The following is a 26,963-nucleotide window of genomic DNA, read 5'->3' as shown; positions in this document are numbered from 1 at the left end:
AAACCGCAGGTCAGGTCCGTCCCACGAGCGTCACGGGGGACGCCCCGTGATCCCAGCAAGGAGTGCCCCAGACGCCGTCCCCGTGGTCAGGTTCAGGCTTCGGCGCTCACACGAGGGAAGCATTGATCCTTATCAGCGTCGATCGTTTGGGACGCCCCATTCAGTCGGCACCTCGCTCAGAAAGCGGATGACGTACTCCCCGCTTACTTCGTTCCGGCCACCGGAAGCACGTACTCACCGGCGAGACGCGCCAGGTGCAGCGGGAGAGGCCGGGCGAGCGGCGGGTAGTCGTCGTGGTAACGCAGCTGGTGCGCGAGCGTCGCCCACTCCGCCGGCCGGTCGGGCGGGTCACCCGCACGCCCCGAGTCCGTCAGCGCCTTCTCCGACAGACAGCCGAGCACGGTGATCTCCAGTTGCCCGGGGTTCCACGCGGTCTTCCCGGGCGCTGTCCGGCCCTGTGCCGTGGGCACTAGCTTCATGAGGCCCTTCGGCAGTTTCGCCACCGTGTGCGGCTTCGAGGTCGTACTCGCGAAGACACGGCCCTCCGTATCCGCCGCCCCCCACACACCCTCGGCGAAGCCGACCTCGTCCTCGGTGTCGTGGGCGTACCACTGCGCCACTTCACCCCTGGCGTTGGCGTCCCGTACGAGCAGCACCCGCAGGTCGTGGCCGTAGAGCGTGTGCCGCTGGGCGGGTTCGGCCCCGAAGCCGAGCGTGTCGCGGTCCAGTGCACCGTTGCGCAGGCCAGGCCAGCACTGGCGCAGATTGCCGGCGTCCACCAGCAGCAGCGTCGGGCGGTCGCGGAGCTGGAAGAGCAGTGCCCGGATCTGCCGCTCGGTCTCCCGCTGCCTGTCCCGCTCCACGCCTGGGCGGGCAGCGGGCCGGGATCCTTCCGGGGCTGCCGAGTCATCGACGAGCTTCCCCGTGCCGGTCTCCTTCCCGCCGCTCGCCGCCGGTTCCCGTGCCTGGGAGAGGAGCAGCAACAGCTTCGGATACGGCACCCATTCGGCTCGTTCCGCGTCCCACCCCTCGATGACGCCCGGTCCGTCTCCGGGGCGTACCCGCACCGCCACCAGCCGGTGGACGGGGCATCGCGTGGGCCCCTTCCTTGTGTGGCGTACGAGCCAGAGCGCCGCGTACTGAAGGTCGCCCGGAATGCCGGCTCCCACCCGATGGGCGGGCGGGCTGATCGCGCCCAGCTGCCGGAAGGCGTCCAGCCAGGTCCACCTGGCCCGGTGTTCCAGAGCGCTGTCGGTGTCGTCGGGCGAGTTCACGAACTGGGTCAGCCGTCCCTGCCGTGCCCAGGCAATGCGCAGCGCGTGCTTGGGGTCGGAGTCCGGTACGGCGGCGAAGCGCTCCTTGCCGGCGATCTCCGTGATCACGACTCCGGCCCCGCCGAGGAGCGGGTCCGCCCGGTCCGCCACGAGCCCGCAGCGCCCTTCGATGGCCTCGGCCAGCCGGACGGCCCTGAGGCGCCCGCGGGCTCGGGTGGTCGGCAGGGCGTCGGCCAAGGGTCCCGCGGGCCGGGCCCGGACGCGGATGTCGACCCCCTCGCACTGCCATTGCCAGGTCTCCCCGTCGGCCGACGGCACTTGCTGCCCGCCGGGAAGACCGATGAGCTTGGGCAGCTCGGCGAGCAGCGCCGCACGGGTTTCCGGGGACTGCCAGAAGACATCGATCTCCAGGGGGCGGCCGTTCAGTGCGCGTGTCAGCGCCGCCCGCCGTTGCAGAGCCAGCCGGGCGTCGCGGACGCCCGGGACGCGTCCGGCGCCGGAACGGGGCAGCAGGGAAGGTGTGTTGCTCCGGGAGACACGCGTGAGGTCGGGGACCCGGGTCAGCAGGGGGCGCAGCCCTTCCTCGACCCAGGCGTCCAGATCCGCCCGCTCCCGTGGCATCAGCCCGGGTCCGACCTCGTGCGGGCCGATCGACGGGTGGTAGACGATGCCGGCGGCCACGTCCCCGGAACCGTTGATCCAGCGTTCGGGGTCGGAGAAGAGCTCTTCGGGCCGGGGATAGTTGCGCACGATGTCCAGCTCGGGCACGAGCGGTGCGGGGCTGTGCCGGCGCCAGGCCAGTTCCTTCGACCGCCGGTCGTAGCCCAGCGTGTTCACCATCAGCCGGTGGCCCCGGTCCGGCCCTTCCGGCCACGGCAGTGGGGCGTCGAGCAGGACGGTCGTACCGCCGAGCTGGTGGGGGCGTACGTCCAGTCGGGTGGCCCACCGGCGCACCTGGGTGGACACATGGACGCGGAACCGCGGGGCGAACGGCACGGTGTGGACGGTGATGGTGAGGCAGGCCGAGTAGTACCAGCTCTGCCGTCGGCGTTCGTATCGCTGAGGCGGCCAGGAGACGAGTCGCGCGCCGTCACCCGAGCTCTCGACGCGGAAGTGGAGCGGAGTGCCGCCCGTGCGGAACGTCCGGGCGGCCAGCCGGAAGGCGATCCACTCGGGCAGCAGGCTGTAGAGCCGCGCGGCGGGTTCGGCGGTTCCACCCGCCGAGAGCGCGCTCTCGGCGAGGTCGACCGGTTCCCTCTCCCAGTGGGGCAGACGTACCGTCTCGGCCGAGTCACCGGAGCGGAGCCTCTCTTCGAGATCGGCGCCCTCCGAGTCGTCGTCCTCCTGGTGCATGCCCGCCGCCCAAGCTCCTAGCACCGGGGCCAGCACGTCCGGCGGGACGGCTTCCCGCGCATAGAGCCACGGCAGGCGGCCGTCCGTCCCGGCGTTGCGGCCGGTCGCGATGACTCCTGGCGCCATCGCCTGGAGCAAGGAGTTGAGCCTGCGCACGGGGAGCCGGTGGGGGTGGACGGAGTTCTCGGCCGCCTCGGCATGCATCCCGGTGAGCTCGGCGTGCAGGTCCTCGCCGAGCCGCAGCACTTTCATCTCCTCCCACCAGGGTCCATGGAGCGGGTCGGGTTCGTAGGCCGCAACACGAATGTGGTGATACACGGAGTTACCTCCTGGGACAGGGTTCGGTCTTACGGGTGGGCGGGTACGGCGGCGAGCAGGCGGGTGAGCATGCTGCGCAGGGGCGCGTACAGGGCGCGGACGATGAACTGCTCCTCCGCGGTCGTCGTGCCGCCGTCGAAGTACGGCTCCAGGACGGCGAGGACGCTGTGCAGCAGACTGGATTCGGGGGTGTCGGGCCGCGCCGGCACGGCGCCGCAGTTGGGGGCGAAGGCGGCGTCGACGAAGACCACCCGGGCTGGTACGCCACCGCGTACCAGTCGCCCGATCACCTGCCACAACAGGACCAGCATGTCCCAGGTGACCTGCTCCCGTACATCGTCGTCGAGACGGCTCCACGCCATAGAACGGGCGAGTACCTGGTACCAGTACGAACGGGCGAGGCGGCGGAACTCCTCCGCTCCTTCCTCGACGGTGGGTTTTCCCTGCACCAGGGTGGCGAAGTCACCACCGGTGACGGCGCGGACGACCCAGTCGTTGACGGCGTTGACGGCCAGGTGGAGGTCCTCTGGGTGCGGATGGGGTCGTGCCAGGAAGTAGACCGTGCCGATGGCCGCCTCGTCGTCCTCGTTGAGGATGTTGTGGCCGCGTTCCAGCGCGAGCAGGGGCGCCACCAGGATGTCCGCCTCGAGGTCCTTCAGGTGCTCGACATCGCCCCGGCGCAGTGATCGGGCGTGGTAGGCGGACGGCGTCTCATCCTCCGCGGTGATCTCCTCGTCGTCCGACACCAGGCACAGCACCTTGTTGCGCCAGCGGATGTTGAGGTTGTGCAGTGTGTCGGCCACCAAACGTGCCTCGGCATAGCTGCCGACCAGCAGAAGGATCTGGTCGCGCCCTGGAGGAAGAGAGAGCAACTCCTGCTGGAGCGGACCACCGCCAGTGACCTCGTACTCGTCTCCGCCCTCGCCCAGATGGCACGCGATGCGGCGCAGCTTCTCCGGGCGGTCGTCCGGGTGGGTTCCCGACATGCGCAGTTTCTCGTCGCCGTCGTCGATGAACTCGAAGCGCATAGAGCTCTCGTTGGCGATGCGTTCGGTCACCTCGGCCGGCGGTTCGATGACCACACCGACCGGGACGCAGACGTGGTAGCGGCTGGACGCGCCCGCCCAGCTGCTGCCCGACATGAGCAGCAAGTGGGCACCGGGCCTGCCGTCCACCGAGGTGAGATCGGGGATGGCGCGCAGCAGCTCACGCCCGACGCCACTGCACCGGAAGAAGGTCAGTTCGCCGCTGCGGACTCCGCCCTCGTCCTCACCCGTGACCCGGAACTGGAAGCCGAGCACATTGCCCATCGGGGCCTCGGGCACCATCGGGCCGTAGTCGAGCGGCCGGCGGTACATCGTGTTGAAGCCCAGGCTGAGGGCGGCCTCGACGCGGGGCCACATGGCGTTGATCATGGCGAGCCGTGGTTCCAGGGCGCTGAGCAACAGTGTGAACTCGAAGCGCTCCGCGAGTTGCTTCCGCCATTCCTCGGGAGTCTGGGGCGGAGGCTTGGGCTTCCTGCGGCGCCCGCGCTTCTTCTCCTGTTCCTCCTCCTCGCGCCGCCACTCGTCGTACGCCTCCTGGTACTTCCGCTGCCGGGCAGCCATGTACTTCGGGTCGATGGCGAAGACCTCGTCCATGACCTCGATGAGGCGGCGCCGGGTGTTCTCCGGGTTTCCGGTGTGGAGCAGTTCGTTGAGGAGGGCGGTCAACCGGCTGAAGTCCTCCCCCGTCCTACGGTGACGGTCACCGAAGGGGTTGTCCCGGAACGCGTCGAGCAGTTGCCCGAGAGCCTCGCGGGGGGCGTGATGAGGGTGGTCCGGACCGCTGTCGTCGGGGAGTTCGTAGCGTTCGTCGAGGAGCCCCAGCTGAAGCGTCCAGGCACTGAAGTAGCCCGTCCGCACCCACTTGCGCAGCTCGTACCCGGCGACGAGCATCGCGTACAGCCGGTCGGTGGCCGCGCCTGCGGTGTTGAGGGCGGCGGCGAAGGTCTCGACGTCCCGTTCGGAGAGCTGGGTGCGTCCGCCGGCCGCGAGTTCCCGGATCTTGTGCCGGCTCAACTGGTCGATGAGGCCCTTGTCCTCGTCGCTGGCGAGGACCACGGCGGGTGCAAAAGTCCGGTCGAGCTGCATCTGGACACGGTCGACCTCGTCGATGATCACGAGGTCACTACGGCGGCAGGCGAGTTCGAGGAAGCGGATGCGCTCGCCGTTCTGAGGGCGGGGCGGCGAGGCGTCGATCAGCCCAGCCGGCGTGGCCACCCAGATCAGGGCGCCGACCAGGGTCCGAGCTCCGTGGTGACGGGGACAGGCGGACCAGTACGGGCAGCTCATCACCCTCTTCTGCCACGCGGAGTGCCGTCCGTCGCTCGGGTCACGCCGTAGGCCCGAGGGGGGTCGGAGCCGGGAGCAGGGTGCCTCACCGTAGGCGAGTGGTTCGGTCGTCGACGTGGCGCCCTGCCGTCTGACGTTGAGCAGGCAGGACGTGCCGAGGTAGACAAAGGCGGGGTCGTCGTGGGCGAGCAGTCGGTGCTCGCCCCGGCCCGCCAGCCGACGGTGCAACCGCTGGGCGTGCCGCTCACGGCCCGAGGAGCCGAGCACGGGTGCGGCGGCGCCGTCGGTGTAAAGGTCGTAGAGCCGGACGAGCTTCAGCACCTCCGCGACATCCGTGACGACGATGGTGGTGCGCTTGCCCAGCTTGGCGAGATGGACGGCGATGATGTCGCGCAGTGTGCTCTTGCCGGCGCCTACGATGCCGAGCAAGTGCTGGATGCCATCGACCGTGAAGGCGAAGTCCTCATCCTTTCTCGCCTTGTGGAAGGTTCCGTTCTCCTTGGTGGACAGGTCGAACGACCGTAGCCGCTCCAGCCACCGTGGTGCCCGGCCCTTGCCGGAGCGAGCGTGTTGGGCGTCCATCTCCGCCGCCGTGCGCTCCAGGCTCTCCCTGGTGAAGATCAAGGGCTCGCCACCGCCGGCCGGTTCCAGGTCCATGTCGTGGGCGACGAGGGGGATGCCAGGGACCGTCGGCAGGTCGACGACGGCCATGGTGCGGCTGACGGGGAAGGCATGCGGGCCCTCACCCGCGACGGGCAGCCGCGTGCCCGCCAGCGGCGGTGCGGCACGCAGCAGTTGTTCGTAGACGGAGAAGCGGTCGCCGGCGACGGAGAGGTCGCGGCGGGCAGCGGGTGTCTCGGTGTCCGGTACGTCGTAGGCGCGCACCGTGGGGTCGAACCTCTGGTAGGTGTCCAGCGCCTCGAGCCAGGTACGGCTCCGGCGCAGCGTCCACAGCGAGTACCTGGCGATACGCAGGGTCTTCGCCGCATCGGATGGCAGCGGTGCCCGGTGCGCCTCGGCGAACCCGTACCCGCTGAACAGCACCCAGGCGCTGCCTGCGGGGCTGCCCGGCATCATCTTCTGCTGGAGGTACAGGCCGAGTTCGACCTGGCAGAGGGCTTCCAGCGCGGGCTGGGGCACGGAGGACCCCAGAAATGCTTTGAGCGCGTTGAACACGTCGGTCAACGGCGGGGTGAGGCTACGCATCGTCCTTCTCCTCTCGCCGGGCCCGACCCAGGTCGGGCACGAGCTCCATGGGGGTGGTGAGCACCAGCCGGTCTCGCAGGAGCGCGGGAAGGGCGTCGGTGAAGGCCTGCCGGTAGCCGTCCCGTCCGGCGAGCGTGTCGGGGACCACGACGAGGGTGCGGTCCGCGAGGGGTGTGTTGTCGGTGAAATGGGCTGCGAGGAGTGCCGGCTGCAGGCGGTCGTACACCTGAATGTCCACGATGCGGGGGCCGGTGTCCCTGAGCCGGTAGGCGGGCAGAAGACCGGGCAGGGTCTCGTACGCGACTTCGGCGCGCTCCAGTGCCTCCCGGGCGGCTTCGTCGGTGCGGTGCGGCAGTACGAGGTACCACCGCAGTGAGCGCTGCAGGATCCATGCCTGGTCCGGCTCACGGATGAGCCGCATAGGGGCATCGCGCGGGCAGTCCTCCCCCTCGCACCAGACTTCCGCGCCGGTGCCGGACGGTCCGGGTACGGGCACGGCACTTTCCCGGGGCAGCGCGGGGAGTCTGCACGAGGGGCAGTACAGGAAGTCTCCGTCGACGAGCAGGAACTCGGGCAACGGACCGTAGAGGCTCTTGACCCGGCTCCAGACGGCCCTGTTCCAACCCGGCGCGAAGCGGTCCTGCTGGTGGACGACCGGGTGACGCGCCAGGAACACCCGGCACTGCCGGTAGCGCTCCTCCGTTCCACTCCGCGCGTGCAGGTCCCCGAGGAGCGCGCGGGCGTGGCCCGCCACGCCTCCGTCCGGTCCGTGCGAGGCCACCTCGAGACACGACCGGGTCGGCATCCGGCCGACCCGGTGCACCAGCGTGGTGCCCGGCGAGACCAGGGAGGAGGGGACCGCGAAGAGTGGGTCGTCGGACGGCCTGGTCCGGCACCACTCCCACAGCTCCGGAAGACTCCTCGGCGGCGCCTCCCCCGCGTCGAGGCAGCGCATCACCGTGTGATCCAGCGCTCGCTGGGCGAGGCCGGGATAGGGCAGAGTGAAGGAGCGGAGCCCTTGGACCTCGGAGAGAGCCGCCACCATGCGGGCGAGTTCGCCGAAGAGGTCGCTGCCCACGCCCTCGGGCGCCTCGCCGGCGTCCGGCCGATCGGCCCGGCTCGCCGACCCCGCCCTCATGCCGCGGCCTCGCTGACGGACGACGCCGTGCACCAGCGGGCCACTTCGCACCGCTCGCAGGAGCGCCCGGGCCGGGCCGCGTACTGGTCGTCCCCGTGCCAGTCGGCCACCATCGCCCGCAGTACCTTCTCGGCGGTGACCCGATTGGCCGGGGCGAAGGGATCGATGATCTCCAGGTCGGCGCCGCCGGGACGCAGCACCTCCAGCTCGACCCGCGCGCGGAACGGATCACCACCCAGGTCACCGCGGGCGATCAGCACGACGGCCAGGGCCAACTGCGGGTAACGCTCCAGCAGGGGGCGGTCGGACCGCCGATCGGTGACGGAGGTCTTGGTCTCACGCCACACCCATGACCCGGCATCCCGGTAGAGCAGGTCGGGCGCGGCCAGGACCACCACGTCGGCGGTGGTGTCGTGCCGCACCACCCGGGGCTCGGTCCGCACATCCGTGCCGTCCCCGACGTACCGCAGCGGGCAGACCGCGGCGTGCCGCCGCAACAGCAGGGCGCCGAGTGCGCGTTCGTGTGCGGGCAGGTCGAATCCTTCCGGTACCCACTCCTCGGAAACCTCGACCGTGCAGGGCCGAGGCGATCCGTGGGCGTGCCGTTCGGCGAGGTAGGCGTGCAGGGCTCGGCCGCGCTCGGCCGTCACCTCGCGTTCGACGGAGTCCGCCGTGGGCAGGTGCAGCCGGCGCATGTGGTCACGCGCCGGGCAAGCTCGGTAGGCCCGCCCGTTGGTGACCGACCAGGTGCGGCGGGGCCGGTCGTGCGCCTCGATGCCCAGCAGTCCGGGCGCTGTGCGCAGGGCCGGGCACACCGACAAGTAGGGGCATCCGCCACAGGCGGACCCCGGGCGGTATTCCCGTCCGTCCAATACGCCGGCCAGGGCGGCGGGGCCGTGTTCGCGGTACCGGGCGCGCGCCTCTTCCCGGCTTCCCGCGAAGAGTTCCCGCGTACCTCCGTCGAAGAGCGCGAACTCCACGATCCGTACGTGCTCCGGCGGTGGTCCCGGGGTGCCCTCGGCGAGCACCAGGGCGACGGCCGCGGTGAACCCGTCGGGCGGCAGGTCCCGCAGGCGGTGCACGGGCAGACGAAGTTCGCGGTAGGCACCGTCCGGGGAGGCCAGGCAGCGGCCCCACACGGTGAGGCGGTACTCCCGGGCGTCGCGCGGGTCGGGACCGGACGGCCGGTAGCGGTACGTCCACGGCTCGGGCACCTCGTGCAGGGGGCGTTCCGGGTCGAGGGGGAAGGCCGCCTCGTACCTCTTCACGCCGTGCTCCGACCAGGTCCGCAGACCGTCGTGCAGAGGCCCGGTACGTGTCCGGGGCGGGCGGCCGGCAGGCCCCGAACGGATGTCGCAGGCAGCCATGAAGGGACCCAGGGTGAAGTGCTCCAGCCGCTCACGGCGGCGCGGTACGGGGTCGGTGGTGTGGTAACCGCGGGTCTTGAGAGCGTCAGCGGCGGGGCATCGGAATTCTCCCCCCTTGAACATTCCGGCGGATACCGTGATGACGTCGGAGGTGCGGGTCACCCCGTCGGGGGGCAGCCATGGCTGCGACATTTCATGCTCCATTTCCGTACGGAGGAAAGGTGGACGGCCATGAGGGAGATCGAGGAGATCGGCGATGTGGAGAAGCGCTACGAAGTGCTGGACATGGTCGGCGACGGCGGCCAAGGCGACCTTTTCCTCGGGCGTGACCGCAACAGCGGGCAGAAGGTGGCGTTGAAGCTTCAGAAGGCCCGGGACCTCGGTCCCGAAAGCGCCTTCCGCTCGGCCGGCATGCATCTCGTCAAGGAGGGATCACGCATGATGATGCTGTCGGGAATCCAGGTGATCCCCGAAATCATCGCCATGGGGACACACCGACGACGCCGATGCCTGATCATGGAATTCGTCGAGGGCCGCCAACTGCACAACGTCCTGTGGGCGGCCCAGCCCGTTAAGCATCCAGGGATCATCGCGTCCGTCATCGGCCAGTTGTGCGAAATCCTGGCGGAAGTCCACGACCGGAATTTGGTGCACTGCGATCTCAAACCCGAGAACGTCATCGTGCAACCGGACGGTCGCCTCCGGCTCATCGACATGGGCCTCGCGGTCGTGGAGGGTGAAGAGACTGATTGGGCACGTGGCACCCGCGGTTGGGCCTCTCCCGAGCAGTCCGACGCCTGCCCGGCAGGGCGGCTGACACGACGGGCCGACATCTTCGGACTCGGCTGCATCCTGCTGGAGATGACCGTGATGCGGCTGCCCTACGGCGGGCTCGAAGAGCTGGCGGAAGCGGGTACCCCGGTGCTGCCGGCCGACCGGCTCGCCGAACTGCCCCCGGAGTTCGCCTCCCTGGCGCTGTGGATGGTCCGGTGGGAGGCGGCGGAGCGCCCGGCGGACGTCCGTGAGGTGTTCGACCGGCTCCGGCCGTATCTGCCCCGGCTCGGCTCGCGACGGCCACCGAAACGCCTGCGCCCGGACCCGACCGAGTACTACCGCACGCATCCGCCCCGGCTTTGATGGTGAGCCGCCGGCCGCCGAGCGGGCGGGTCATCTCAGCCCTTCCAGCCGCTCCCGGACCTCCCGCACCCCCTCACCGTCCATCAGCTCACGCAGCACGATGACTCTCTCCAGCTCCCGCACCGCCCCGTCGGTGTCGCCGGCGGACACCAGGACATCAGCGAAGAGCATCCGCACCTTCTCCTCGTTGGGCCAGTTCTCCTGTTCGCGGTAGATGTCGGAGGCCTGCCGGTACAGGGTGATGGCCTCGTCCCGTTCGGAACGGGCCAGGTGCACCTTGGCCAGGGTGAACAGCACATCGGCCAGGCCGCTGCGCTCCGTCGTGCGCTCCACCACGCCCAGGGCGTCGGCGCACCGACGGAGCGCCCGCTCGTGCTCGCCCCGGTCGAGGTGAATCGCGCCGAGGACGTTCAGAACAGCCGCTTCCCCGACCCGGTCGGACACCTCCCGGCACAACTCCAGTGCACGGCGGAGCACTTCCTCCGCTCCCGTCAGGTCGTCCTGCTTGCGCAAGGTGAGCCCGAGCCGGTGCAGCGTACGGGCCAGACTCAGTCGGCCTTCCGCGCTGCGGTCCTCCTCGCTGAGCCGGACGGCCCGGCGCAGGGCGCCCACCGCCAAGTCGTACTCACCGAGCCGCCAGTGGGTCCCTGCCAGCGACCGGTGGACCATGGCGCAATCGACCGGGCCGGCGACGGCTTCCGCCGCCTCGGCGGCGTACCGGAGGTTCTGTCGCGCATCATCGAGCAGGCGACGGCGCCACTGGTAGATGACCAGGGCCATCGGAAGCAGCCATACGTACCGGTCGATACGCCGATTGATCGCCAAGTGAATGCCTCGCTGGACGGTGGCGTACTCCTCGTCCAGGAACGCCATCGCCTCCGCGAGGTCCGCGGGGTCGGTGACCCTGACCGCTCCGGGCTCGCCGGTGGGCAGGGTGCGTTCGCGGTCGAGCACCCGATCGCAGGCGCGGACGTTGTGCAGTTGGTGTTCCAGCACCTGTCGTACAGTCGCCCGCTCGATCTCCGCGTTGTCTCCGTCCGGCACCGGTCGCACATGCCGAAGGGCGAAGGCCCGCACGAGGTCGTGCAGCCCGTAGCGGTCGCCGTGATGTTCCACCAGGTTCGCCGCCACGAGGTCCACCAGGGCCCGGTCGGTACGCGTCCCTTCGTCCACTGCCCGTCCCAGATCCATCACCGCCTCCCAGGAAGCGCTGGGCCCGGGGTGGACGGCGAGCTGCCACAGCAGCAGCCGGGCTTCCTCATTCAGCACGCGCACGGAGCAGTTGAGCGCGGCGCGGACCGACAGTTCGTGGTCGGGCAGGTCCAGGGTGTCCAGCTTCGCCCGCTCCAGCTCCTTCTCCATCTCCCGCACCAGGGCAGGGAGGGTGTGCAGCGGACGCGCACCGAGCTCCAAGAGCCGGGCCACCACCACGAGGGCCAACGGCAGCCGACCACAGAGGTGGACCAGCTTGCCGAAGGGCACGGCGTGCTTGGCCCGGTCCTCGGCCGACACTTTCTCCTGGAGTACCTCCAAGGCGTCCGCCTCGTGCAGCGGCTCCATCTTGCGGAACAGCACCTTTCTCTCGGACCGCAGCCGCAAGAGGTCGTTACGACTGGTGACGATCACGGCGCAGGTACCGTCTCCAGGAAGCAGCGGCAGCACCTGCTGGGCGCTGAGCGCGTCGTCGAGGACGATGAGCACCGACCGGTGGGCCAGCGCCGACCGCAGCGCGTTGCTCTTGCTCTCCGTTCCGGTCACCGTGGTGTAGGGCGGCAGCGCGGCCAGAAAACCGTCCAGGATCTCGTCCGGTTCGGCGGGCCGCACGTCTCCGGCGGCGAATCCGTTCAGTTCGCCGTGCAGCACCCCGTCGGGAAACCGCTCCCGCAGCCGACCGGCGAGGTTCTCGGCCACCGTGGTCTTCCCGACACCCGCCATGCCGCTGATCAGGACCAGCGCCAGATTGCCGGCATCCTGTTCCTCGCACACGGCCTCGAAGAGGTCGCCGATCAGCTCGTCCTGCCCGATCGGCTTGGGCCTGCCACCGGGCAACTGGTCCGGAACGGGGGGCAGGAGCACCCCGCCCGGACGGCGGCTCTCCCCCCGGACCTGGGCAATGGCGCTCTGTACATCGACATCCGCTTTTCCGTTGCGCTTCTCCCACCTCTTGATGAGCCGCTCACGTCGGGACTCCGGCAGGTCTGCGTGGGCGAGCAGGTAGGACCGGAAGATCTGGGGCGATTCCGGCGCACGCTCGAACCATTTCTCCGTCTCCTCACGCAGCCATTTGACCTCCCAGGACCTGTGGGCCGCGTCCAGCCGCGCGTACACGGCAGCCATCAACTCGGCCCGTAGCTCCTCCCGACGCACGTGGAAGCCGGTCTCGGACAGCCCTTGCAGCGGTTCGGCCTCGCCGTCCCACTCCTCCAAGGCGGCGCCGAGCAGCTCGAACCGTGCTTTGCAGGTCAGCCCCTCAGCCTGCTTCACCTTTTCGCGAAAACGGAGCAGGTCGACGTCTCCCACCGGCACGCGGAGCGTGCAGTAACCCGACTTGCCGCTATGGGGCACGGACTCCTGGCCCAGCCGCTTCCGCAGGTCGGCGATGACGCGGTCAACCCGGACGCCGACATCCCCGTCGCCCTCCCAGAGGACCTCGGCTATCTCCTTCCTGGTACACCGGCAGCCTGGTGAGGTCACCAGGAGAGCGAACAGGGCCGCCACCTTCGACCCTTCGACCACCCTTCTGCCGCCGGCCCCTTCCGCTCGCACCGGGCCCAGCACGTACCCCTCCATCGCCCTCCCCCTCACCGCACCGCGGTCAGCGATCCGGCCCCTCGCCGGCGCTTCATCATCTGTGCGCCGCGCTGTGCCGCTTCACACGCGTTTGCTTCTTCACGCCCCCCCCGGAACTCAGTTATCCCTCAGTTTTCGCTCTGCGGCCCTGCTTCACCCCCGGGCACGATGGCACCAGCCGCTCGCAGAAGCACGAAACGGCGGCTCAGTCATCCGTCGACCCATCAGAGAGGAACCGCGAACCCGATGAACAGCCGTCAGCGCCACCGCCGGTCAGCCCGCCTGCGCCAGTCCCCCGACTGGCCGCCGAGCCGCCGCCGGCGGGCGGCCGTCCGGACCGAGGACACCACCCCGGCGACCCCGCTCAACGAGACGCCGGACACCTCGTCCTCCGAGACCGCCTGAGCGCAACAGTTCGTGGGTGCCCGTTCTGTACGGGCACCCACCAGCCTCGCGAACTTCGTCACCGGCGAACTCGCGACCTGGCTGCCGCGTTTGTCACACGCTCGTGGTCAAAGGCGGCGTTACCTGGTCGAGAAGACCACTACCGCATGCTCACGCATCAAAGTGAGGCTGGTGGGACTCATCTCCGCTTGACGCGGATATGAGGTGGTACGTCCCCACCACAGGATCCACCTCGTCCAGCATCTCGGTATCTCCAGCACCTCCGGACTCAGGTTTCCGCAGTCCGAAGAGAGGACATTTCCTGATGTATCCACCGCACAGCAGTGCGTTCACCTCGGTGAGGCGGCACTTCGACAATCCCCGGACCAGTGACGCGGTCTTCGTGCTCGTCCCCACGGACGCCGACGCGGCTGATCCGGTCCGGCTGACCGCCGCCGAGACGCACGAGGCCTTGTACGGCCCCGGCTCCGACCCGCAGTTCGCCACCGCGGTCTGGAAGGAGGTCATCCGCACGGCGCAGAACGACCTGACTCCAGGCAGCACGGGGAAACTCCTGGCGATCTGGCTGGCCCTGCCCCGGTTGACCGGGACGGTCCACCGGGTCTGCACGCGCCTGCGGGCCGACCGGGCGGACGTGGAGGCCGAGATGGTCCTGGCTCTCCTTGAGAAGCTGGCGGATCGGGACGGCACGAGCTGTCTCACCGACTCCTCCCTGCTGCACACGGCGCGCGCCAGGGCGTGGCATTTCGCCCGGGAAGGGCTGCGGGAGCTTCCCTCCACCCAGATCGAGCGCATCACCGAGGAGCACGCTCTCACTGCGTCCGGCGAGGAGGCGGACGCTCCGGCGGCGGAAAGCCTGGACGTACGGGTCGACCGTCCGGACGGCCCGGACGGGCTGTGCGCACCGCTGCGTTTCCGGGTGCGCCCGGAGCATCTGCGCCGACAGGGAATCTTCATCGACACCGACGACGGGGCGCAGGACCGTTCGGCGGGTCACAGCCCCGGGAAGAGGCGACGGCCCGGGCGCCGCGCGGACACCCGGCCGGTCCGCCCCACGGGGAGGCGAGGGTGAAGGACCCGGCAGAGGGCCGCCTCAGTTTCACGGAGATGTTCGACCTGCCCGTCGCAGTGGACCTGCGCACGGCGGCCCGAGCACTCGGAATCGGCTCGACGACCGCGTACCGGCTGATCCGCGAGCACGAGTTCCCCTGCCCCGTCCTCCGCATCGGACGTAGGTACAGGATTCCGACCACTGAGCTGATGCGCGCCCTGGGGATCGAGGACCGCCCGCTGTACAGCGTGGACCCGGAAGAGGACACGGACGATCCGAGCGTCGGCTTCTGACGGTAACCACCGTGCGGCTCCATGGCATCGGCCACGGAGCCGCACGGCCCTGCCTCCTACGACGGACCGTTCGCCGCCGACGTGCGCCGCACGGTTCTCCAAGGCTGCTCGGCAATTGGAGGGCAAAGGGACGCCCTCCTTCTTCGCCGAGCGGTTCGGCGGCCGACAGTCCGCGCGCGTCGGCCAGTTCGTGAACCCGCCGGCGATCACCGACCCGAGCTACGGCGAGCACGCCCGTCAACCCCGAACCTGCGGGTGAGCCGTCGACGCACGCTTCGGCGCCCGCGTCATGATCGCCGCGCCCGGCCGGGGCGCGGATCTGAACGGCCCGGCGGCCCAGCCCTACGCACCGCTCGCCACGACCGCCTTCGAGGGGATGACCCTGAGGTCCTCGTCGTCGTGGGCACGAAGGTCTGCCACCCACCCAGCCTTCTCCGACCGGCAGGACTGGGGAAGCGACGCCTACACGACGTCTCCCGCACCGAAGACCAGGTTGGACAACTCCGACGACGCGGAGCACGGGCTGGGCGGCATCCCGGCCTTCGACGCTGCCGAGGCCACCGACGAGAACCCCGACCGTCAACGCCGCACGAGCCCTCGTCCGGCGCACCTGCGCACCCGAGTTGTACGCGCAGGAACCGGACTGGTACCGGGCCACTGCGGTCCGCGCATCAGCTCCCACTGCTCCCGGTCCCGCTTCGTGAAGCCGTCGGGCGTGACGTCGTGCCCTGGCGCCTCCAGTTCCAGGAAGCCGGTGATGCGCCCCGATGTCTCCACCGCGTAGTCCGGACGCACCCGAGCCTCGGGCAAGGGATACTCAGGATGAAGGCGAGGACTCAGCTTCCAGCGCGCCCCGAATGTTTCCACCAGCTTCGCCACCGGCAGGCTGATGGGCGCCTCCGTGTCGCTGACCCGCAGACGCTCCCTGCACTCGGATCCCAAGGTCGCCACGAGAGCCCGTATCCATTCCTCCGGCACCTTGTCCCACCTCCAAGCTGTGGACGTGGACGGTGGATACCGCAGACACAGCTTGTTGGACGCGAGAGGACCGGCTCAGTGCGCACGGGGAGCGCGCGCGGGGCACGGACAGCGCGTTCCGTGATCGCTGGGAAAGCAGGGGGGGGTTGGTTGGGAAGAGACCGCCGTAGCCAATGTGGACCTTGCCTGCCGCCCAAACGGGAAGGCGCGTGGGACGCCATTCTCGCGCCGAGCGGACCCACTGCCTCGTCTCGCAAAAGCATACGAATCCTCCCCGCTAAACGAACGGGTCAGTTCCCCAGCGGACTGCCAGGAGCCAGCACCGCTCCCAGAACCTCATTCCGTCCCGTACCCACGACGTCGAACGTCAGGAAACGGGGAACCAGGCCGACAGGCGCTTGGCAATAGCCGGTACATCGATGTTGTCCTGCGCGACTTCCTCGACGAACGGGCCAGCCACGGAGACGGGTGGCGGGGCGGTACTGGCGCTGACGCCGTTGAACCGCAGGAAGACACGCATGGCAAGCCAGGCGGTGCGCTTGTTGCCGTCGATCAGCGCGTGATTGCGAGCGACGGAGTGCAGCAGTGCCGCCGCCTTCTCGTGCAGCGTGGGATACAGCTCGGCCCCGAACACGTTCGTTCGGGGCCGTTCGATCGCTGACACCAAGAGTCCCATGTCACGCACGCTGTGCTCGGTATCGTTGACCGTGCGAGCGATGGCCAGGATCTCGTCGATATGGATGTAGCGCACTTGGGTCACTTCAGGTAGTCCAGGATCTCCGCATCGCTGTCCATCAGCTCGGCCAGGACGTCACCGACCTTCAGCTCGGCCCGGTGCTGGGCGTCACGGATGGCCTCGATGGCAAGTTCCTGCTTGCTGCGACCCTCCCGACGAGCCCGCTCGGTGAGCTTCGCGTCAAGGTCTTCGGGGAGTCGGAGTGTCATCGCCATACAGGAATGATACCGGACTGGTATCTGGGTGGCGAGGTGATACCAGCCTCCGACCACGACGCCGTCCTTCGTGGCCCGGTCGGGCCGCGGTCTCGGTTCCGAGGTGCGTGCGACGAGGCAGCAGCACGCGCCGCCGCTGGCGAGGTGCAGTCGGCCCCCCGAACAGGAGTCCTTGCCCCGCGCCGACGGTCCGGTCTGCGGCCCAGGGCCGGAAAGGTCCGAGATTGAGGCTTCCGATACTCGAGCGTCATGCGAGCGTCAAAAATTCTGCATTGCGCATCGCCACGTCGCCGCGAGACCCACGCCGACCCTTGAACCTGCAGCTCAAAGCGTTCTGCACAAGCGAGCCTCAGTCGACGCATTCCGCGAGCGAAAACAGGTCGAGCCGACCACCTGAAATGCAAAACGGCAGGTCAGAGGCCCTTCGCGGCCGGCTCCAGGATCGCCACGCACTCCACATGGTGCGTCATCGGAAACAGGTCGAACGCCCGCAGCGTCCGCGGCTTGTAGCCCGCCTCGCGGAAGTAGGCGAGGTCGCGGGCCAGGGCCGCCGGGTCGCAGGCGACGTAGGCGATCTTCCGCGCGCCCAGGCCCGCCAGGTGCTTGACCGTCTGCTTGCCAGCGCCCGCGCGGGGCGGGTCCAGGACGATGAGGTCGACCTGGGTGATGCCCGTGCGCGGCAGGGCCTGCTCGACCTTGCCCTGTTCGATGCGGACGCGGTCGAAGTGCTGGAGGTTGTGGCGGGCGTCCTCCACCGCGCGCTTGCCCGACTCGATGCCGAGGACCGCGCCCTTGTCGCCGACGCGGTCGGCGAGCGCGCCCGCGAAGAGGCCCACGCCGCAGTAGAGGTCGAGGGCGGTGTCGCCCTTGCGGGGCAGCAGGCCCTGCATCACGGCGCGCACCAGGGTGTCGGCGGCCTTCGGGTGGACCTGCCAGAAGCCGCCGTTGCCGACGCGGTACGTGCGGTCGTCGGCGCGCTCGCGGACGAAGGGGCGGCCGTGGACGCGGTGCACTCCCCCGTCCTCGGCGACCCGCAGCACCGAGACCGGCTTGTCGAGCTCGACCAGCGGGAGCCGGGCGCCGGGGCGCGGGGTGAGCACGACGGCGCGGTCCTGCGAGCCGGACGCGGCGATCGCGTCGACGGCCTCCATGCCGGACCAGTCGCGCTTCTCGATGCCGAGCTCGCTGACGCCCGGCGCCGCGATCAGGCAGCGGTCGATCGGCTGGACCTCGTGCGAGCGGTGCTTGCGCAGGCCCGCGTGGCCGTCGGCGTCGACGGCGTACTGGACGCGCGTCCGCCACGCCGGCACCTCTCCGGCCGGCACCTTGTCGCCCTCGGCCGGCATGACCGTGCCGTCCCAGCCCGCCTCCTCGGGGGTCAGGCCGGCGAGCCGCTGGAGCTGCTCCGCGACGACCTCGCCCTTCAGGCGGCGCTGGGCACCGGGCTTGGCGTGCTGCCAGTCGCAGCCGCCGCACTTGCCGGGGCCGGCGTACGGGCAGGGGGCCTCGACCCGGTCCTTCGACGCCTCCAGGACGCGGACGGCGTCGGCGCGCAGGAAGCGGGAGTCCGCGCCCCCCTCGGTGACGCGGGCGACGATCTTCTCGCCGGGCAGCGCGTGCCGGACGAAGAGCACACGGCCCTCGTCGGTGCGGGCGACGCAGTGACCGCCGTGTGCCACGGGGCCGACCTCGACCTCGTACTCCTCACCGACGAGTGACGAGTCAGGTGCGTTCTGCATGGCGGGGTGGCTCCAGAAGTAGACAGGGCTGCCGGGGCGGCAGCCCACCAGTCTACGTGGCCGGAGGTCATCCCTTCGCCGTCGGTTCCTTCGCCGTCGGTTCCTTCGGGCGCTCGTCGAACATGCCGCGGCGCACCGAGCCCGGCGCGTTCCACTCCTGGCGCTTCTTGGCCCGCTTCTTCGCCAGTTCCGAGGAGCGCAGCTGGTACGGCACCGAGGTCACCATCACGCCCGGGGTGAACAGCAGCCGGCCCTTGAGGCGCAGGGCGCTCTGGTTGTGCAGCAGGTGCTCGTACCAGTGGCCGACCACGTACTCCGGGATGATCACGCTGACCGCGTCGCGTGGGCTCTCGCGCCGCAGGGACTTGACGTAGTCGATCACCGGGCGGGTGATCTCGCGGTAGGGGGAGTCGAGGATCTTCAGCGGGACGTTGATGCCGCGCCGCTCCCACTCCGCCTTGAGCGCCTTCGTCTCCGCCGGGTCGACGTTGATGCTGAGCGCCTCCAGCTTGTCGGAGCGCATCAGCTGCGCGTACGCGAGGGCGCGCAGCGTGGGCCGGTGGACCTTCGACACCAGGACCAGGGAGTGGACCCGCGACGGGCGCACGGTGTCGTCCGTGGGGCCCTCGGGAGCGGCGATCTCGTCGGCGACGCGGTCGTAGTGCTTACGGATCGCGGTCATCGTCCCGTAGAAGATCACCATGCCCAGCAGGGCGACCCAGGCGCCGTGCGTGAACTTCGTCGCCAGGACGACGACCAGGACCAGGCCGGTGAAGAAGGCGCCGAAGGTGTTGATCGCGCGGGCGCGGATCATGCGGCGCCGGGCGGCGGGGTCCCGCTCGGTCCGCAGGTGGCGGTTCCAGTGCCGGACCATGCCGGTCTGGCTGAGCGTGAAGGAGACGAAGACGCCGACGATGTAGAGCTGGATGAGCTTGGTGGAGTCCGCCCCGTACAGCCAGACCAGCAGGATCGCGGCGCCCGCGAGGAGCACGATGCCGTTGGAGAAGGCGAGCCGGTCGCCGCGGGTGTGCAGCTGGCGCGGCAGGTAGCGGTCCTGGGCGAGGATCGAGCCGAGGAGCGGGAAGCCGTTGTACGCGGTGTTGGCGGCGAGGAACAGCACGAGGGCCGTGGCCGCGGCCAGCAGCACGAAGAAGAAGGTGCCGTCGCCGAAGACGGCCGCCGCGACCTGCGAGATGACCGGGTTCTGCACGTACTCGGGGCCGACGGGCACGCCGTCGCGCAGCAGGTCGTGGGCGGGCTGCTCGGCCATCTTGACGTCGGTGGCCATGGCGAGGCCGATGATGCCGCAGAACATGGTGACGGCCAGGCCGCCCATGAGGGCGAGGGTGGTGGCGGCGTTCCTGCTCTTCGGCTTGCGGAAGGCGGGTACGCCGTTGCTGATCGCCTCGACGCCGGTCAGCGCCGCGCAGCCGGAGGAGAAGGCGCGCAGCAGCAGGAAGACGAGGGCGAAGCCGGCCAGCCCCTGGTGCTCGGGCTTGATCTCGAAGTCGGCGGTCGGGGCCTTCATGGTCTGGTCGTCGAGGACGATGCCCTTGTAGGCGCCCCACACGATCATGATGAAGACGCCGGCGACGAAGACGTACGTCGGGATCGCGAAGAGCTTTCCGGACTCCTTCACACCACGCAGGTTCATGATCGTGAGGAGGAGGATTATCGCGATGGCCGAGAAGACCTTGTGCTCGACGACGAACGGGACGGCTGAGCCGAGGTTCTCCACGCCGGAGGAGATCGAGACGGCGACGGTCAGGACGTAGTCGACGAGGAGCGCGCTGGCGACGGTGAGTCCGGCCTTGGGGCCGAGGTTGGTGTTGGCGACCTCGTAGTCGCCGCCACCGCTCGGGTAGGCGTGGACGTTCTGCCGGTACGACGCGACCACCGTGAACATCAGGACCACGACGGCCACGGCGATCCACGGGCTGAAGTGGTACGCCGACACTCCCGCGATGGAGAGGACCAGCAGCACCTCGCCGGGCGCGTACGCCACCGAGGAGAGCGGGTCGGAGGCGAAGACGGGGAGCGCGATGCGCTTGGGGAGGAGGGTTTCTCCCAGCCTGTCGCTGCGCAGAGCCCGGCCGATCAGGATCCGTTTGGGCACGTCGGTCAGTTTGGACACGCAGAGGATCGTAAGCGTTCGAAAAGGGACGCGCCCACCCGCCACCTCTTACCGCCACGGAATCTCTGCCGGACGTCTCCATCGATGTCGCGGGCCGTACGCCTGCGCCGATGCGGGTACGAAGGGCCTGGCGGCATAAGCTCGTCATCGGGCAACACCGCACCGCAGGCTGAGAGAGAGAAGTGAGCAGGGTGTTTACGCAGGTCGGCTTCGTCGGCAGAGTCACCAGGAGTGCGGGGTAACCAGGCGTGCACATCGTCATCATGGGCTGCGGGCGCGTGGGAGCCGCACTCGCGCAGACCCTGGAGCAACAGGGGCACACCGTCGCCGTCGTCGACCAGGACCCCACCGCCTTCCGGCGGCTGGGCTCGGGCTTCGGCGGGCGCCGCGTCACGGGGGTCGGGTTCGACCAGGACACGCTGCGCGAGGCGGGCATCGAGGAGGCCGGGGCGTTCGCCGCGGTGAGCAGCGGTGACAATTCCAACATCATCGCGGCGCGGGTGGCGCGCGAGATGTTCGGCATCGAGAACGTCGCGGCCCGCATCTACGACCCGCGGCGCGCCGAGGTGTACCAGCGCCTCGGCATCCCGACGGTCGCGACCGTGCGCTGGACCGCCGACCAGATGCTGCGGCGGCTGCTGCCGTCCGGCGCGGAGCCGCTGTGGCGGGATCCGAGCGGCGGGGTGCAGCTCGCGGAGGTGCACACGTCCCCGGCGTGGATCGGGCACAAGATCAGCAGGCTGCAGGAGGAGACGGGCGTCCGCGTGGCGTTCCTCACCCGGCTCGGCGAGGCGGTCCTGCCGACCTCGCAGACGGTGCTGCAGGAGGGCGACCTCGTCCACGTGATGATGCGTACGGACGAGATCGAGAAGGTCGAGGCGGCGTTCGCCGCCGGCCCCGAGGAGGACGGTCACTGATGCGCGTCGCTATTGCGGGCGCCGGCGCGGTGGGCCGTTCCATCGCGGGCGAGCTGCTGGAGAACGGGCACGAGGTGCTGCTCATCGACAAGGCGCCGACCGCGATCTCCGTGGAGCGGGTGCCGCAGGCGGAGTGGCTGCTGGCCGACGCCTGCGAGATCACCTCGCTGGACGAGGCGGCGCTGCAGCGGTGCAACGTCGTCATCGCGGCGACCGGCGACGACAAGGTGAACCTCGTCGTCTCGCTGCTGGCCAAGACCGAGTACGGGGTGCCGCGGGTGGTCGCGCGGGTCAACAACCCGAAGAACGAGTGGCTCTTCAACGAGGCGTGGGGCGTGGACGTCGCCGTCTCCACGCCGCGCCTGATGTCGGCCCTGGTGGAGGAGGCGGTGAGCGTCGGCGACCTGGTCCGGCTGCTGCGCTTCAGCCACGGCGACGCGAACCTCGTCGAGCTGACGCTGCCCCCGGAGTCGGCCATCGCCGGTACTCAGGTGGGCGATGTGGCGTGGCCGCAGGACACCTCGCTGGTGACGATCATCCGCGGCTCGCGCGTGCTGACGCCGAGCCCGGAGGAGACGCTGGAGGCGGGCGACGAGCTGTTGTTCGTGGCCGCCCAGGCCCGCGAGGAGCAGCTGGAGGACCTGCTGTCGGTCCGCCAGGGCCAGGACACCGCGGGCTGAGGGAGAAACCACCGGAAACCACAGAGGCCCGGCGCACCGCACGAGCGGTACGCCGGGCCTTGTGCTACGGCCGGGCAGGGTTACGGGGCCTCTCGGTGCTGTGCGCGGGGGGCTGGCTGCGCCACCCCAGGCCCGCAGTGCTGTGCGCGGCGGGTCGGGGGCGCGGCCCCCGACGCACGCCGGATCCGCCGGGGCGCGGCCCCGCCGCGGGAGAGGTGACCGGAGCTGACGGAAGGGCGTCAGGCCTCGTTGCTCTGGGGCGCCGCCGCCTTGCGGGCCTTCTCCGCGGCCTCCTCCGCCTCCATCTCCGCGAAGACGTCGATCGGCGGCGGAGCCTTCTTCAGGAAGACCCACGTCAGGTACACCGCCAGCAGGAACGGCGGGATCTTCAGGGCGACCAGGACCCAGCCGAGCTGCGTCGTGTCGGCCCACCAGTACAGGGGGAAGAGGATCGCGCACTTGGCGAGGAGGATGAGGCCCCAGGCCCAGCTGGCCTTGGCGTACGCCTTCTTCCGGCCGGGGTTGCGGGTCCGCCAGGAGAGGTTCTCCTTGAAGACCGGGCCCAGCACCAGGCCGATCAGCGGTACGCCCGCCAGCGTGGTGACGATGTACGCGAGGCCGAGGCCCAGCGTGTAGAGCATGCCCGGCAGGTAGAAGTCCTTCGCGTTGCCGGTCATCATCGCGAAGATCACGCCGAACGCGACGCCGAAGACACCGCTGAACGCGTGCTTGACCGTGTCCCGGCGCACCAGCCGTACGGCCACCAGCAGCAGGGAGACCCCGAGCGCCGCGATGGCGGACAGGTGCAGGTCCTTGTTGATGGTGTAGATCGTGACGAAGAGCAAGCCGGGGAGGACGGTCTCCACCATGCCCCGCACGCCGCCGAAGGCGTCGAACAGGGCGGCTTCGGTCACGGCGTTGTGGTCGTCGGGGGTGGGCCTGTCGGGAGACGTCACCGGCTACTCCTGTCCGAGCGGTCGGAGCTCGTATTTGGGGTTGAAGAGGACCCGGCGGCCGTGGCTCATGGAGACCCGGCCGGAGGCGATGAGCCTGCGTCCGGGCTCTATGCCCACGATGGAGCGCCGGCCCAGCCACACCACGTCCAGCGGGGCGGTGCCGTCGAAGAGCTCGGCCTCCAGCGCGGGGACGCCGGCCCGCGGGCGCAGGGTGACCGTCCGCAAGGTACCAGTCACCGTGACGATCTGCCGGTCGGAGCAAGCCGAGATGGGCGTGCACCCCGACGCCTGAGCATCCTCCTGCAGCTCCTCGGACTCCAGGTCGCCCTGGGAGCTGGACAGCCGGTCGAGCATCCGGCGGAACCGGCCGGCCGGCTTGTCTGTACGCGGTGCAGCACTCATACAGAAAGCGTACCTAGGGGTCTGAGCGGTAGCCCATGCCCCGTTCGGTGGTGTAAAGGCGCCGGGGGCCCGGTCGGCCTCGGCCGTACCGTGCCCCCGCCCGTAACATCCGCCGTACCGCAGCCGCTCGAGCCGCTCCGGGGGTCAGCGGACCTCGGTGATCTCCGGGCCCCGCTGGAGCTGGCCCATGCCGCCCGAGAAGCGCGAGGACTCCTGGTCCTCCTGCTGGACGCCCTCGGGCACCATCTGCGCGTCGTTCGGCAGCTTCAGGACGATCGGGTCGCGCGGCGCCATCGGCCCCTCGCCCCGGACGACCACGGTGTCGCGGAAGATCTGCTCCAGCAGTCCGGCGGTCTGCGGCTGCACCGCGCCCTGACCGGAGATGACACCGCGCAGGAACCAGCGCGGCCCGTCCACGCCCACGAAGCGCACCAGCTGCACACCGCCGGTGCCGTCGGGCAGCTGCACCGGGACCTGGGCGCGCAGCTCCCAGCCCAGCGGGCCCTCGACCTCGTCGACGACGCCGCCCTGCTGGGTGATGCCGGAGGCGATCTCCTCGCGGACCTCGCCCCAGATGCCCTCCTTCTTCGGCGCGGCGAACGCCTGCAGCTGGATGGCGCTGTCGCGCAGCACCACCGTCGCGGCGACGATCGCGTCCCCCGCGACCTCCACGCGCAGTTCCATGCCCTCGACTCCGGGCACGAACATGCCGCCCAGGTCCACGCGGCCCTCGTCGGGCCGGGAGACCTCGGAAATGTCCCAGGGCCCGTCGGGCCGGGGCGCCGGCGGAAGGTTCACGCGGCGCGGCTCGTCCTGCGCCGCGTCGTCGGTGTCGACCTCGTCGACGACCTGCTCGGCCTCGCGCGCCACGTCCGCTGCGTCCTCAGCGGCCCTGCTCTTCTTGCGACGTCCGAACACGTCACTGTCCTTCCCGGTCGGATACGACCGAAGCGTATCGATTCCCACCCGTCCAGCCCTCCACGGCGGCATGACCGCCGGTGGACCCGAAGCCCCCCTCGGCCCGCGCCGAGCCGGGAAGCTCCGCCACCTCGTGGAAGCGGACCCTCTCGACTTGCTGAACGACCAGTTGGGCGATCCGGTCGAACCGTTCGAACCGGACGCTCTCGCGCGGGTCCAGGTTGACCACGATCACCTTGATCTCCCCACGGTACCCGGCATCCACGGTGCCCGGGGCATTCACGAGGGCCACTCCGCAGCGGGCGGCGAGCCCGGAGCGGGGGTGCACGAAGGCCGCGTACCCGTCGGGCAGGGCGATGGACACCCCCGTGGGCAGGATCGCGCGCTCGCCGGGCGCGAGTTCGGCGGCCTCGGTGGTGACGAGATCGGCGCCCGCGTCGCCCGGGTGCCCGTACGACGGGATGGGCACCTCCGGGTCCACGCGGCGGATCAGTACGTCGACGGGGTTACGGCTCTGGGACATCAGGGGTTCACCTCGAAGGCGCGGGCGCGCCGGACCTGGTCGGGGTCGGCCATGGCGGCCCGGATCTCCTCCGGGCGGCCGTTGTCGATGAAGTGATCGACCTTGACCTCGATGAAAAGGGCGTCGGCGCGGACCGCCTCGGGGCCCTCGGGGCCGCCGATCCGGCCGGTCGCCCGACAGTAGATCTTGCGGCCGTGCACGGCGGTGACCTCGGCCTCGAGGTGCAGCACGGTGCCGACGGGCACCGGGCGCACGAAGTCGGTCTCCAGCCGGCCGGTCACGGCGATGACCCGCAGCAGCCAGCTCAGCGAGCCGAGCGTCTCGTCGAGCGCGGTCGCGAGCACGCCGCCGTGCGCCAGCCCGGGCGCTCCCTGGTGGTCGGTGGTCACCGTGAACTCGGCGGTGACGCTCACGCCCTCGCCGGCCCGCGCCGCCAGGTGCAGCCCGTGCGGCTGGCCGCCGCCGCAGCCGAAGCAGTGCTCGTAATGGGCGCCGAGGAGCTCGCCGGGGGCGGGCGCGTCGGGGTGCCGTACCGGCGGTATGGCCTCGGCGGGGGGCGTCAGTGCAGTGGTCACAGCCGCAGACCTTACCCGCGCGGCAGCCCCGGGGGCGCACCGTGCCAAGCTTGGGTGTATGCAGCCTTCCGCACCGGCTTCCGCCTCCCCCGCCGTACCGCTGTACGACGAACGTCTCACCGCTCCGCGCTCGTGGTGGCTGATCGCCGCCCTGGTCGGGCTGTCGGGCGCGCTGATCGCGCTGCCGCTGGGCACGCTGCCGATGCTCGGCGGCCTGATCCTCGCGGGCGCGCTCGCGACGATCGGCGTCAGCACGTACGGCTCCGTCCGCGTGCGCGTGGTGGCGGGCTCGCTGGTAGCAGGGGACGCGCGGATCCCGGTGTCGGCGCTGGGCGAGCCGGAGGTGCTGGACGCCGAGGAGGCGCGCGCCTGGCGGACGTACAAGGCCGATCCGCGCGCCTTCATGGTGCTGCGCGGGTACGTGACCGAGGCGGTACGGGTCGAGGTGACGGACCCGGCGGACCCGACGCCGTACGTGTACGTCTCCAGCCGGGACCCGAAGGCCCTCGCGGCGGCGCTGGCCGCGGCCCGCGCGGCCTAGAACGGCTTGGACCAGCTCAGAACGGCTTAGAAGGCTTAGAAGCCGAGCTCCTTGGGGCTCTCGGGCTGGTCCAGCGGGGGCAGCTCGGGGAGGGCGTCCCAGGGCACCTGGCGGGTGCGCAGGTCCTTGCGGATCTGCTCGGCGAGGTTCTTGGTGTCGCGCCGGTTCATCATGGCGCCGACGGCGGCGCCGACCATGAACGGCATCAGGTTGGGCAGGTTGCGCACCATGCGCTTGGTGATCCGCTGGCGCAGCTCGCGCTTCATCCGGCCGCCGAGGGCGGCATTGATGGTGGTGGGCCTGGTGACGTCGATGCCGCGCTCCTCCGTCCAGGAGGTCAGGTAGGCGGTGGCGCGCTCTCTGAGGTTGCCCGGAGGGCGCTGGCCGTAGACCTCGTGGAGCTCGGCGATGAGCTTGAGCTCGATCGCGGCGACGCCGGTGATCTCCGCGGCCAGCTCGGCCGGCATGGCCGGCGGTACGGGGAGCATGGCGGCCGCGCCGACGCCGGCGCCCACGGTGGAGGTGGCGTTGGCCGCGCCCGCGATGAGCTTGTCGGCGATCTCTTCGGGGCCGAGGCCCGGGAACTGCTTGCGCAGGGTGGCGAGGTCGCGGACGGGGACGCGCGGGGCGTTCTCGATGAGCCGGTCGGCGAGGTGGCCGAGGCCGGCGCGTGCTCCGTCGCGGCCCTTGCGTACGCCGCGCCGGACGGCTTCGAGGCGCCGTCGGACCTTGGTGGTGGGGTGCTGCTGCTGTGCCGGTAGGCCGCGTCCCGTGGGTCCGGCCTCGGCGGCTGCTTCGAGCGAGGCCGAAGGGCCTCGCTCGTCGTCACGCGCGCCGGGGGAGGGCAGGAGGGCGGAGTGCTCGGCGGACGCGTCCTGCGCGTCCGGTGCCGGGCCTGTGCCGCCCTGGTACGCCTCCGGCTTCCGGTGGAGAGGGAGCCGGAAGCGTCGCTTCCGAGACGGGGTGTCGCCTGCCACGGCCGAC

The 26,963-nt window shown here is 70.4% G+C and carries 22 protein-coding genes; 7 read left to right on the top strand and 15 right to left on the bottom strand.

The annotated features are described in order from the left end of the window. Positions 1–203: 203 nt before the first annotated feature. Genes AC07FJ_RS29350 through AC07FJ_RS29335 form a run of 4 tightly spaced genes read right to left on the bottom strand, consistent with a single transcriptional unit; the run spans position 204 to position 8,890 of the window. A complete protein-coding gene (locus AC07FJ_RS29350) occupies positions 204–2,945 on the bottom strand; it encodes a pPIWI_RE module domain-containing protein (RefSeq protein ID WP_479052262.1) in 2,742 nt (913 codons plus the stop codon). Between the two features lie 29 nt (positions 2,946–2,974). Continuing rightward, positions 2,975–6,484, bottom strand: coding sequence for a pPIWI_RE_Z domain-containing protein (locus AC07FJ_RS29345; RefSeq protein WP_479052261.1), 3,510 nt, complete (start codon positions 6,482–6,484; stop codon positions 2,975–2,977). Next, positions 6,477–7,622 carry a pPIWI_RE_Y domain-containing protein gene (locus AC07FJ_RS29340; RefSeq protein ID WP_479052260.1) on the bottom strand — a complete coding sequence of 382 codons (1,146 nt, stop codon included), beginning with the start codon at positions 7,620–7,622 and terminating at the stop codon, positions 6,477–6,479. Before AC07FJ_RS29340 ends, AC07FJ_RS29345 begins: the two co-directional genes overlap by 8 nt. Next, a complete protein-coding gene (locus AC07FJ_RS29335) occupies positions 7,619–8,890 on the bottom strand; it encodes a PD-(D/E)XK nuclease family protein (RefSeq protein WP_479052259.1) in 1,272 nt (423 codons plus the stop codon). Before AC07FJ_RS29335 ends, AC07FJ_RS29340 begins: the two co-directional genes overlap by 4 nt. Positions 8,891–9,220: 330 nt before the next feature. Here AC07FJ_RS29335 and AC07FJ_RS29330 point away from each other — a divergent pair, with 330 nt between their 5' ends. Beyond that, positions 9,221–10,126 carry a serine/threonine-protein kinase gene (locus AC07FJ_RS29330; RefSeq protein ID WP_479052258.1) on the top strand — a complete coding sequence of 302 codons (906 nt, stop codon included), beginning with the start codon at positions 9,221–9,223 and terminating at the stop codon, positions 10,124–10,126. Positions 10,127–10,156: 30 nt separating this feature from the next. On the opposite strand, the gene AC07FJ_RS29325 is transcribed toward AC07FJ_RS29330, so the two are convergent. After that, positions 10,157–12,904: an AfsR/SARP family transcriptional regulator gene (locus tag AC07FJ_RS29325; RefSeq protein ID WP_479052257.1), complete on the bottom strand. Its 2,748-nt coding sequence runs from the start codon at positions 12,902–12,904 to the stop codon at positions 10,157–10,159. Positions 12,905–13,162: 258 nt separating this feature from the next. On the opposite strand from AC07FJ_RS29325, the gene AC07FJ_RS29320 reads away from it, so the two are divergent. The 3 genes from AC07FJ_RS29320 (at position 13,163) to AC07FJ_RS29310 (ending at position 14,665) form a co-directional block, all read left to right on the top strand. Further along, positions 13,163–13,321, top strand: coding sequence for a hypothetical protein (locus AC07FJ_RS29320; RefSeq protein WP_479052256.1), 159 nt, complete (start codon positions 13,163–13,165; stop codon positions 13,319–13,321). 304 nt (positions 13,322–13,625) lie between these two features. After that, positions 13,626–14,393 carry a hypothetical protein gene (locus AC07FJ_RS29315; protein WP_479052255.1) on the top strand — a complete coding sequence of 256 codons (768 nt, stop codon included), beginning with the start codon at positions 13,626–13,628 and terminating at the stop codon, positions 14,391–14,393. A gap of 35 nt (positions 14,394–14,428) precedes the next feature. Then, the gene (locus AC07FJ_RS29310; RefSeq protein ID WP_181792875.1) at positions 14,429–14,665 is read left to right on the top strand and encodes a helix-turn-helix domain-containing protein; all 237 of its coding nucleotides are present in this window, start codon (positions 14,429–14,431) and stop codon (positions 14,663–14,665) included. Between the two features lie 1,345 nt (positions 14,666–16,010). Here AC07FJ_RS29310 and AC07FJ_RS29305 read toward each other — a convergent pair. The 4 genes from AC07FJ_RS29305 to AC07FJ_RS29290 all read right to left on the bottom strand — a co-directional run bounded on the left by AC07FJ_RS29305 (position 16,011) and on the right by AC07FJ_RS29290 (position 20,467). After that, positions 16,011–16,403 (bottom strand): type II toxin-antitoxin system death-on-curing family toxin, encoded by a 393-nt coding sequence (locus AC07FJ_RS29305; protein WP_030566794.1) that lies wholly within the window; start codon positions 16,401–16,403, stop codon positions 16,011–16,013. Further along, on the bottom strand, positions 16,400–16,594 hold the full coding sequence (locus AC07FJ_RS29300) for a ribbon-helix-helix protein, CopG family (protein ID WP_479052254.1): 195 nt from the start codon (positions 16,592–16,594) through the stop codon (positions 16,400–16,402). The genes AC07FJ_RS29305 and AC07FJ_RS29300 overlap by 4 nt, the downstream gene beginning before the upstream one ends. A 413-nt stretch (positions 16,595–17,007) precedes the next feature. Beyond that, positions 17,008–18,333 (bottom strand): class I SAM-dependent RNA methyltransferase, encoded by a 1,326-nt coding sequence (locus tag AC07FJ_RS29295; protein WP_479052253.1) that lies wholly within the window; start codon positions 18,331–18,333, stop codon positions 17,008–17,010. A 67-nt stretch (positions 18,334–18,400) separates the two neighbouring features. After that, positions 18,401–20,467: an APC family permease gene (locus AC07FJ_RS29290; RefSeq protein ID WP_479052252.1), complete on the bottom strand. Its 2,067-nt coding sequence runs from the start codon at positions 20,465–20,467 to the stop codon at positions 18,401–18,403. Between the two features lie 248 nt (positions 20,468–20,715). On the opposite strand from AC07FJ_RS29290, the gene AC07FJ_RS29285 reads away from it, so the two are divergent. Continuing rightward, on the top strand, positions 20,716–21,384 hold the full coding sequence (locus tag AC07FJ_RS29285) for a potassium channel family protein (protein WP_479052251.1): 669 nt from the start codon (positions 20,716–20,718) through the stop codon (positions 21,382–21,384). Further along, complete coding sequence (locus AC07FJ_RS29280; RefSeq protein WP_361427117.1) at positions 21,384–22,064, top strand: potassium channel family protein; 681 nt, start codon at positions 21,384–21,386, stop codon at positions 22,062–22,064. Before AC07FJ_RS29285 ends, AC07FJ_RS29280 begins: the two co-directional genes overlap by 1 nt. Before the next feature lie 239 nt (positions 22,065–22,303). Here AC07FJ_RS29280 and AC07FJ_RS29275 read toward each other — a convergent pair whose 3' ends face one another. From AC07FJ_RS29275 to AC07FJ_RS29255, 5 genes are all read right to left on the bottom strand, one after another. Next, positions 22,304–23,020, bottom strand: coding sequence for a DUF3159 domain-containing protein (locus AC07FJ_RS29275; protein ID WP_361427114.1), 717 nt, complete (start codon positions 23,018–23,020; stop codon positions 22,304–22,306). A 3-nt stretch (positions 23,021–23,023) separates the two neighbouring features. After that, the gene (locus tag AC07FJ_RS29270) at positions 23,024–23,422 is read right to left on the bottom strand and encodes an OB-fold nucleic acid binding domain-containing protein (RefSeq protein WP_355356880.1); all 399 of its coding nucleotides are present in this window, start codon (positions 23,420–23,422) and stop codon (positions 23,024–23,026) included. 144 nt (positions 23,423–23,566) lie between these two features. Continuing rightward, positions 23,567–24,340, bottom strand: a complete 774-nt coding sequence (locus tag AC07FJ_RS29265) for a DUF3710 domain-containing protein (RefSeq protein WP_361427111.1) — start codon at positions 24,338–24,340, stop codon at positions 23,567–23,569. 1 nt (position 24,341) lies between these two features. Further along, on the bottom strand, positions 24,342–24,863 hold the full coding sequence (dut, locus tag AC07FJ_RS29260; protein ID WP_361427108.1) for a dUTP diphosphatase: 522 nt from the start codon (positions 24,861–24,863) through the stop codon (positions 24,342–24,344). Beyond that, positions 24,863–25,438 (bottom strand): PaaI family thioesterase, encoded by a 576-nt coding sequence (locus tag AC07FJ_RS29255; protein WP_479052250.1) that lies wholly within the window; start codon positions 25,436–25,438, stop codon positions 24,863–24,865. The genes dut and AC07FJ_RS29255 overlap by 1 nt, the downstream gene beginning before the upstream one ends. A gap of 58 nt (positions 25,439–25,496) precedes the next feature. On the opposite strand from AC07FJ_RS29255, the gene AC07FJ_RS29250 reads away from it, so the two are divergent. After that, entirely contained in the window at positions 25,497–25,979 is a 483-nt protein-coding gene (locus AC07FJ_RS29250; protein WP_479052249.1) for a DUF3093 domain-containing protein, read from the top strand. Between the two features lie 35 nt (positions 25,980–26,014). On the opposite strand, the gene AC07FJ_RS29245 is transcribed toward AC07FJ_RS29250, so the two are convergent. After that, entirely contained in the window at positions 26,015–26,956 is a 942-nt protein-coding gene (locus tag AC07FJ_RS29245) for a hypothetical protein (protein ID WP_479052248.1), read from the bottom strand. Positions 26,957–26,963: the final 7 nt, after the last annotated feature.

Source organism: Streptomyces sp. NPDC045998 (genome assembly GCF_056430285.1).
The sequence above is the reverse complement of the archived record's forward strand: the minus strand, read 5'-3'. Positions and strand labels throughout refer to the sequence as shown.

Coding starts and splice junctions, on each gene's coding strand:
- dut (WP_361427108.1), bottom strand. CDS start 24,863: ATGTCCCAGAGCCGTAACCCCGTCGACGTACTGATCCGCCGCGTGGAC.
- AC07FJ_RS29300 (WP_479052254.1), bottom strand. CDS start 16,594: ATGGCGATGACACTCCGACTCCCCGAAGACCTTGACGCGAAGCTCACC.
- AC07FJ_RS29345 (WP_479052261.1), bottom strand. CDS start 6,484: ATGCGTAGCCTCACCCCGCCGTTGACCGACGTGTTCAACGCGCTCAAA.
- AC07FJ_RS29340 (WP_479052260.1), bottom strand. CDS start 7,622: ATGAGGGCGGGGTCGGCGAGCCGGGCCGATCGGCCGGACGCCGGCGAG.
- AC07FJ_RS29280 (WP_361427117.1), top strand. CDS start 21,384: ATGCGCGTCGCTATTGCGGGCGCCGGCGCGGTGGGCCGTTCCATCGCG.
- AC07FJ_RS29320 (WP_479052256.1), top strand. CDS start 13,163: ATGAACAGCCGTCAGCGCCACCGCCGGTCAGCCCGCCTGCGCCAGTCC.
- AC07FJ_RS29315 (WP_479052255.1), top strand. CDS start 13,626: ATGTATCCACCGCACAGCAGTGCGTTCACCTCGGTGAGGCGGCACTTC.
- AC07FJ_RS29250 (WP_479052249.1), top strand. CDS start 25,497: ATGCAGCCTTCCGCACCGGCTTCCGCCTCCCCCGCCGTACCGCTGTAC.
- AC07FJ_RS29270 (WP_355356880.1), bottom strand. CDS start 23,422: ATGAGTGCTGCACCGCGTACAGACAAGCCGGCCGGCCGGTTCCGCCGG.
- AC07FJ_RS29330 (WP_479052258.1), top strand. CDS start 9,221: ATGAGGGAGATCGAGGAGATCGGCGATGTGGAGAAGCGCTACGAAGTG.
- AC07FJ_RS29310 (WP_181792875.1), top strand. CDS start 14,429: ATGTTCGACCTGCCCGTCGCAGTGGACCTGCGCACGGCGGCCCGAGCA.
- AC07FJ_RS29295 (WP_479052253.1), bottom strand. CDS start 18,333: ATGCAGAACGCACCTGACTCGTCACTCGTCGGTGAGGAGTACGAGGTC.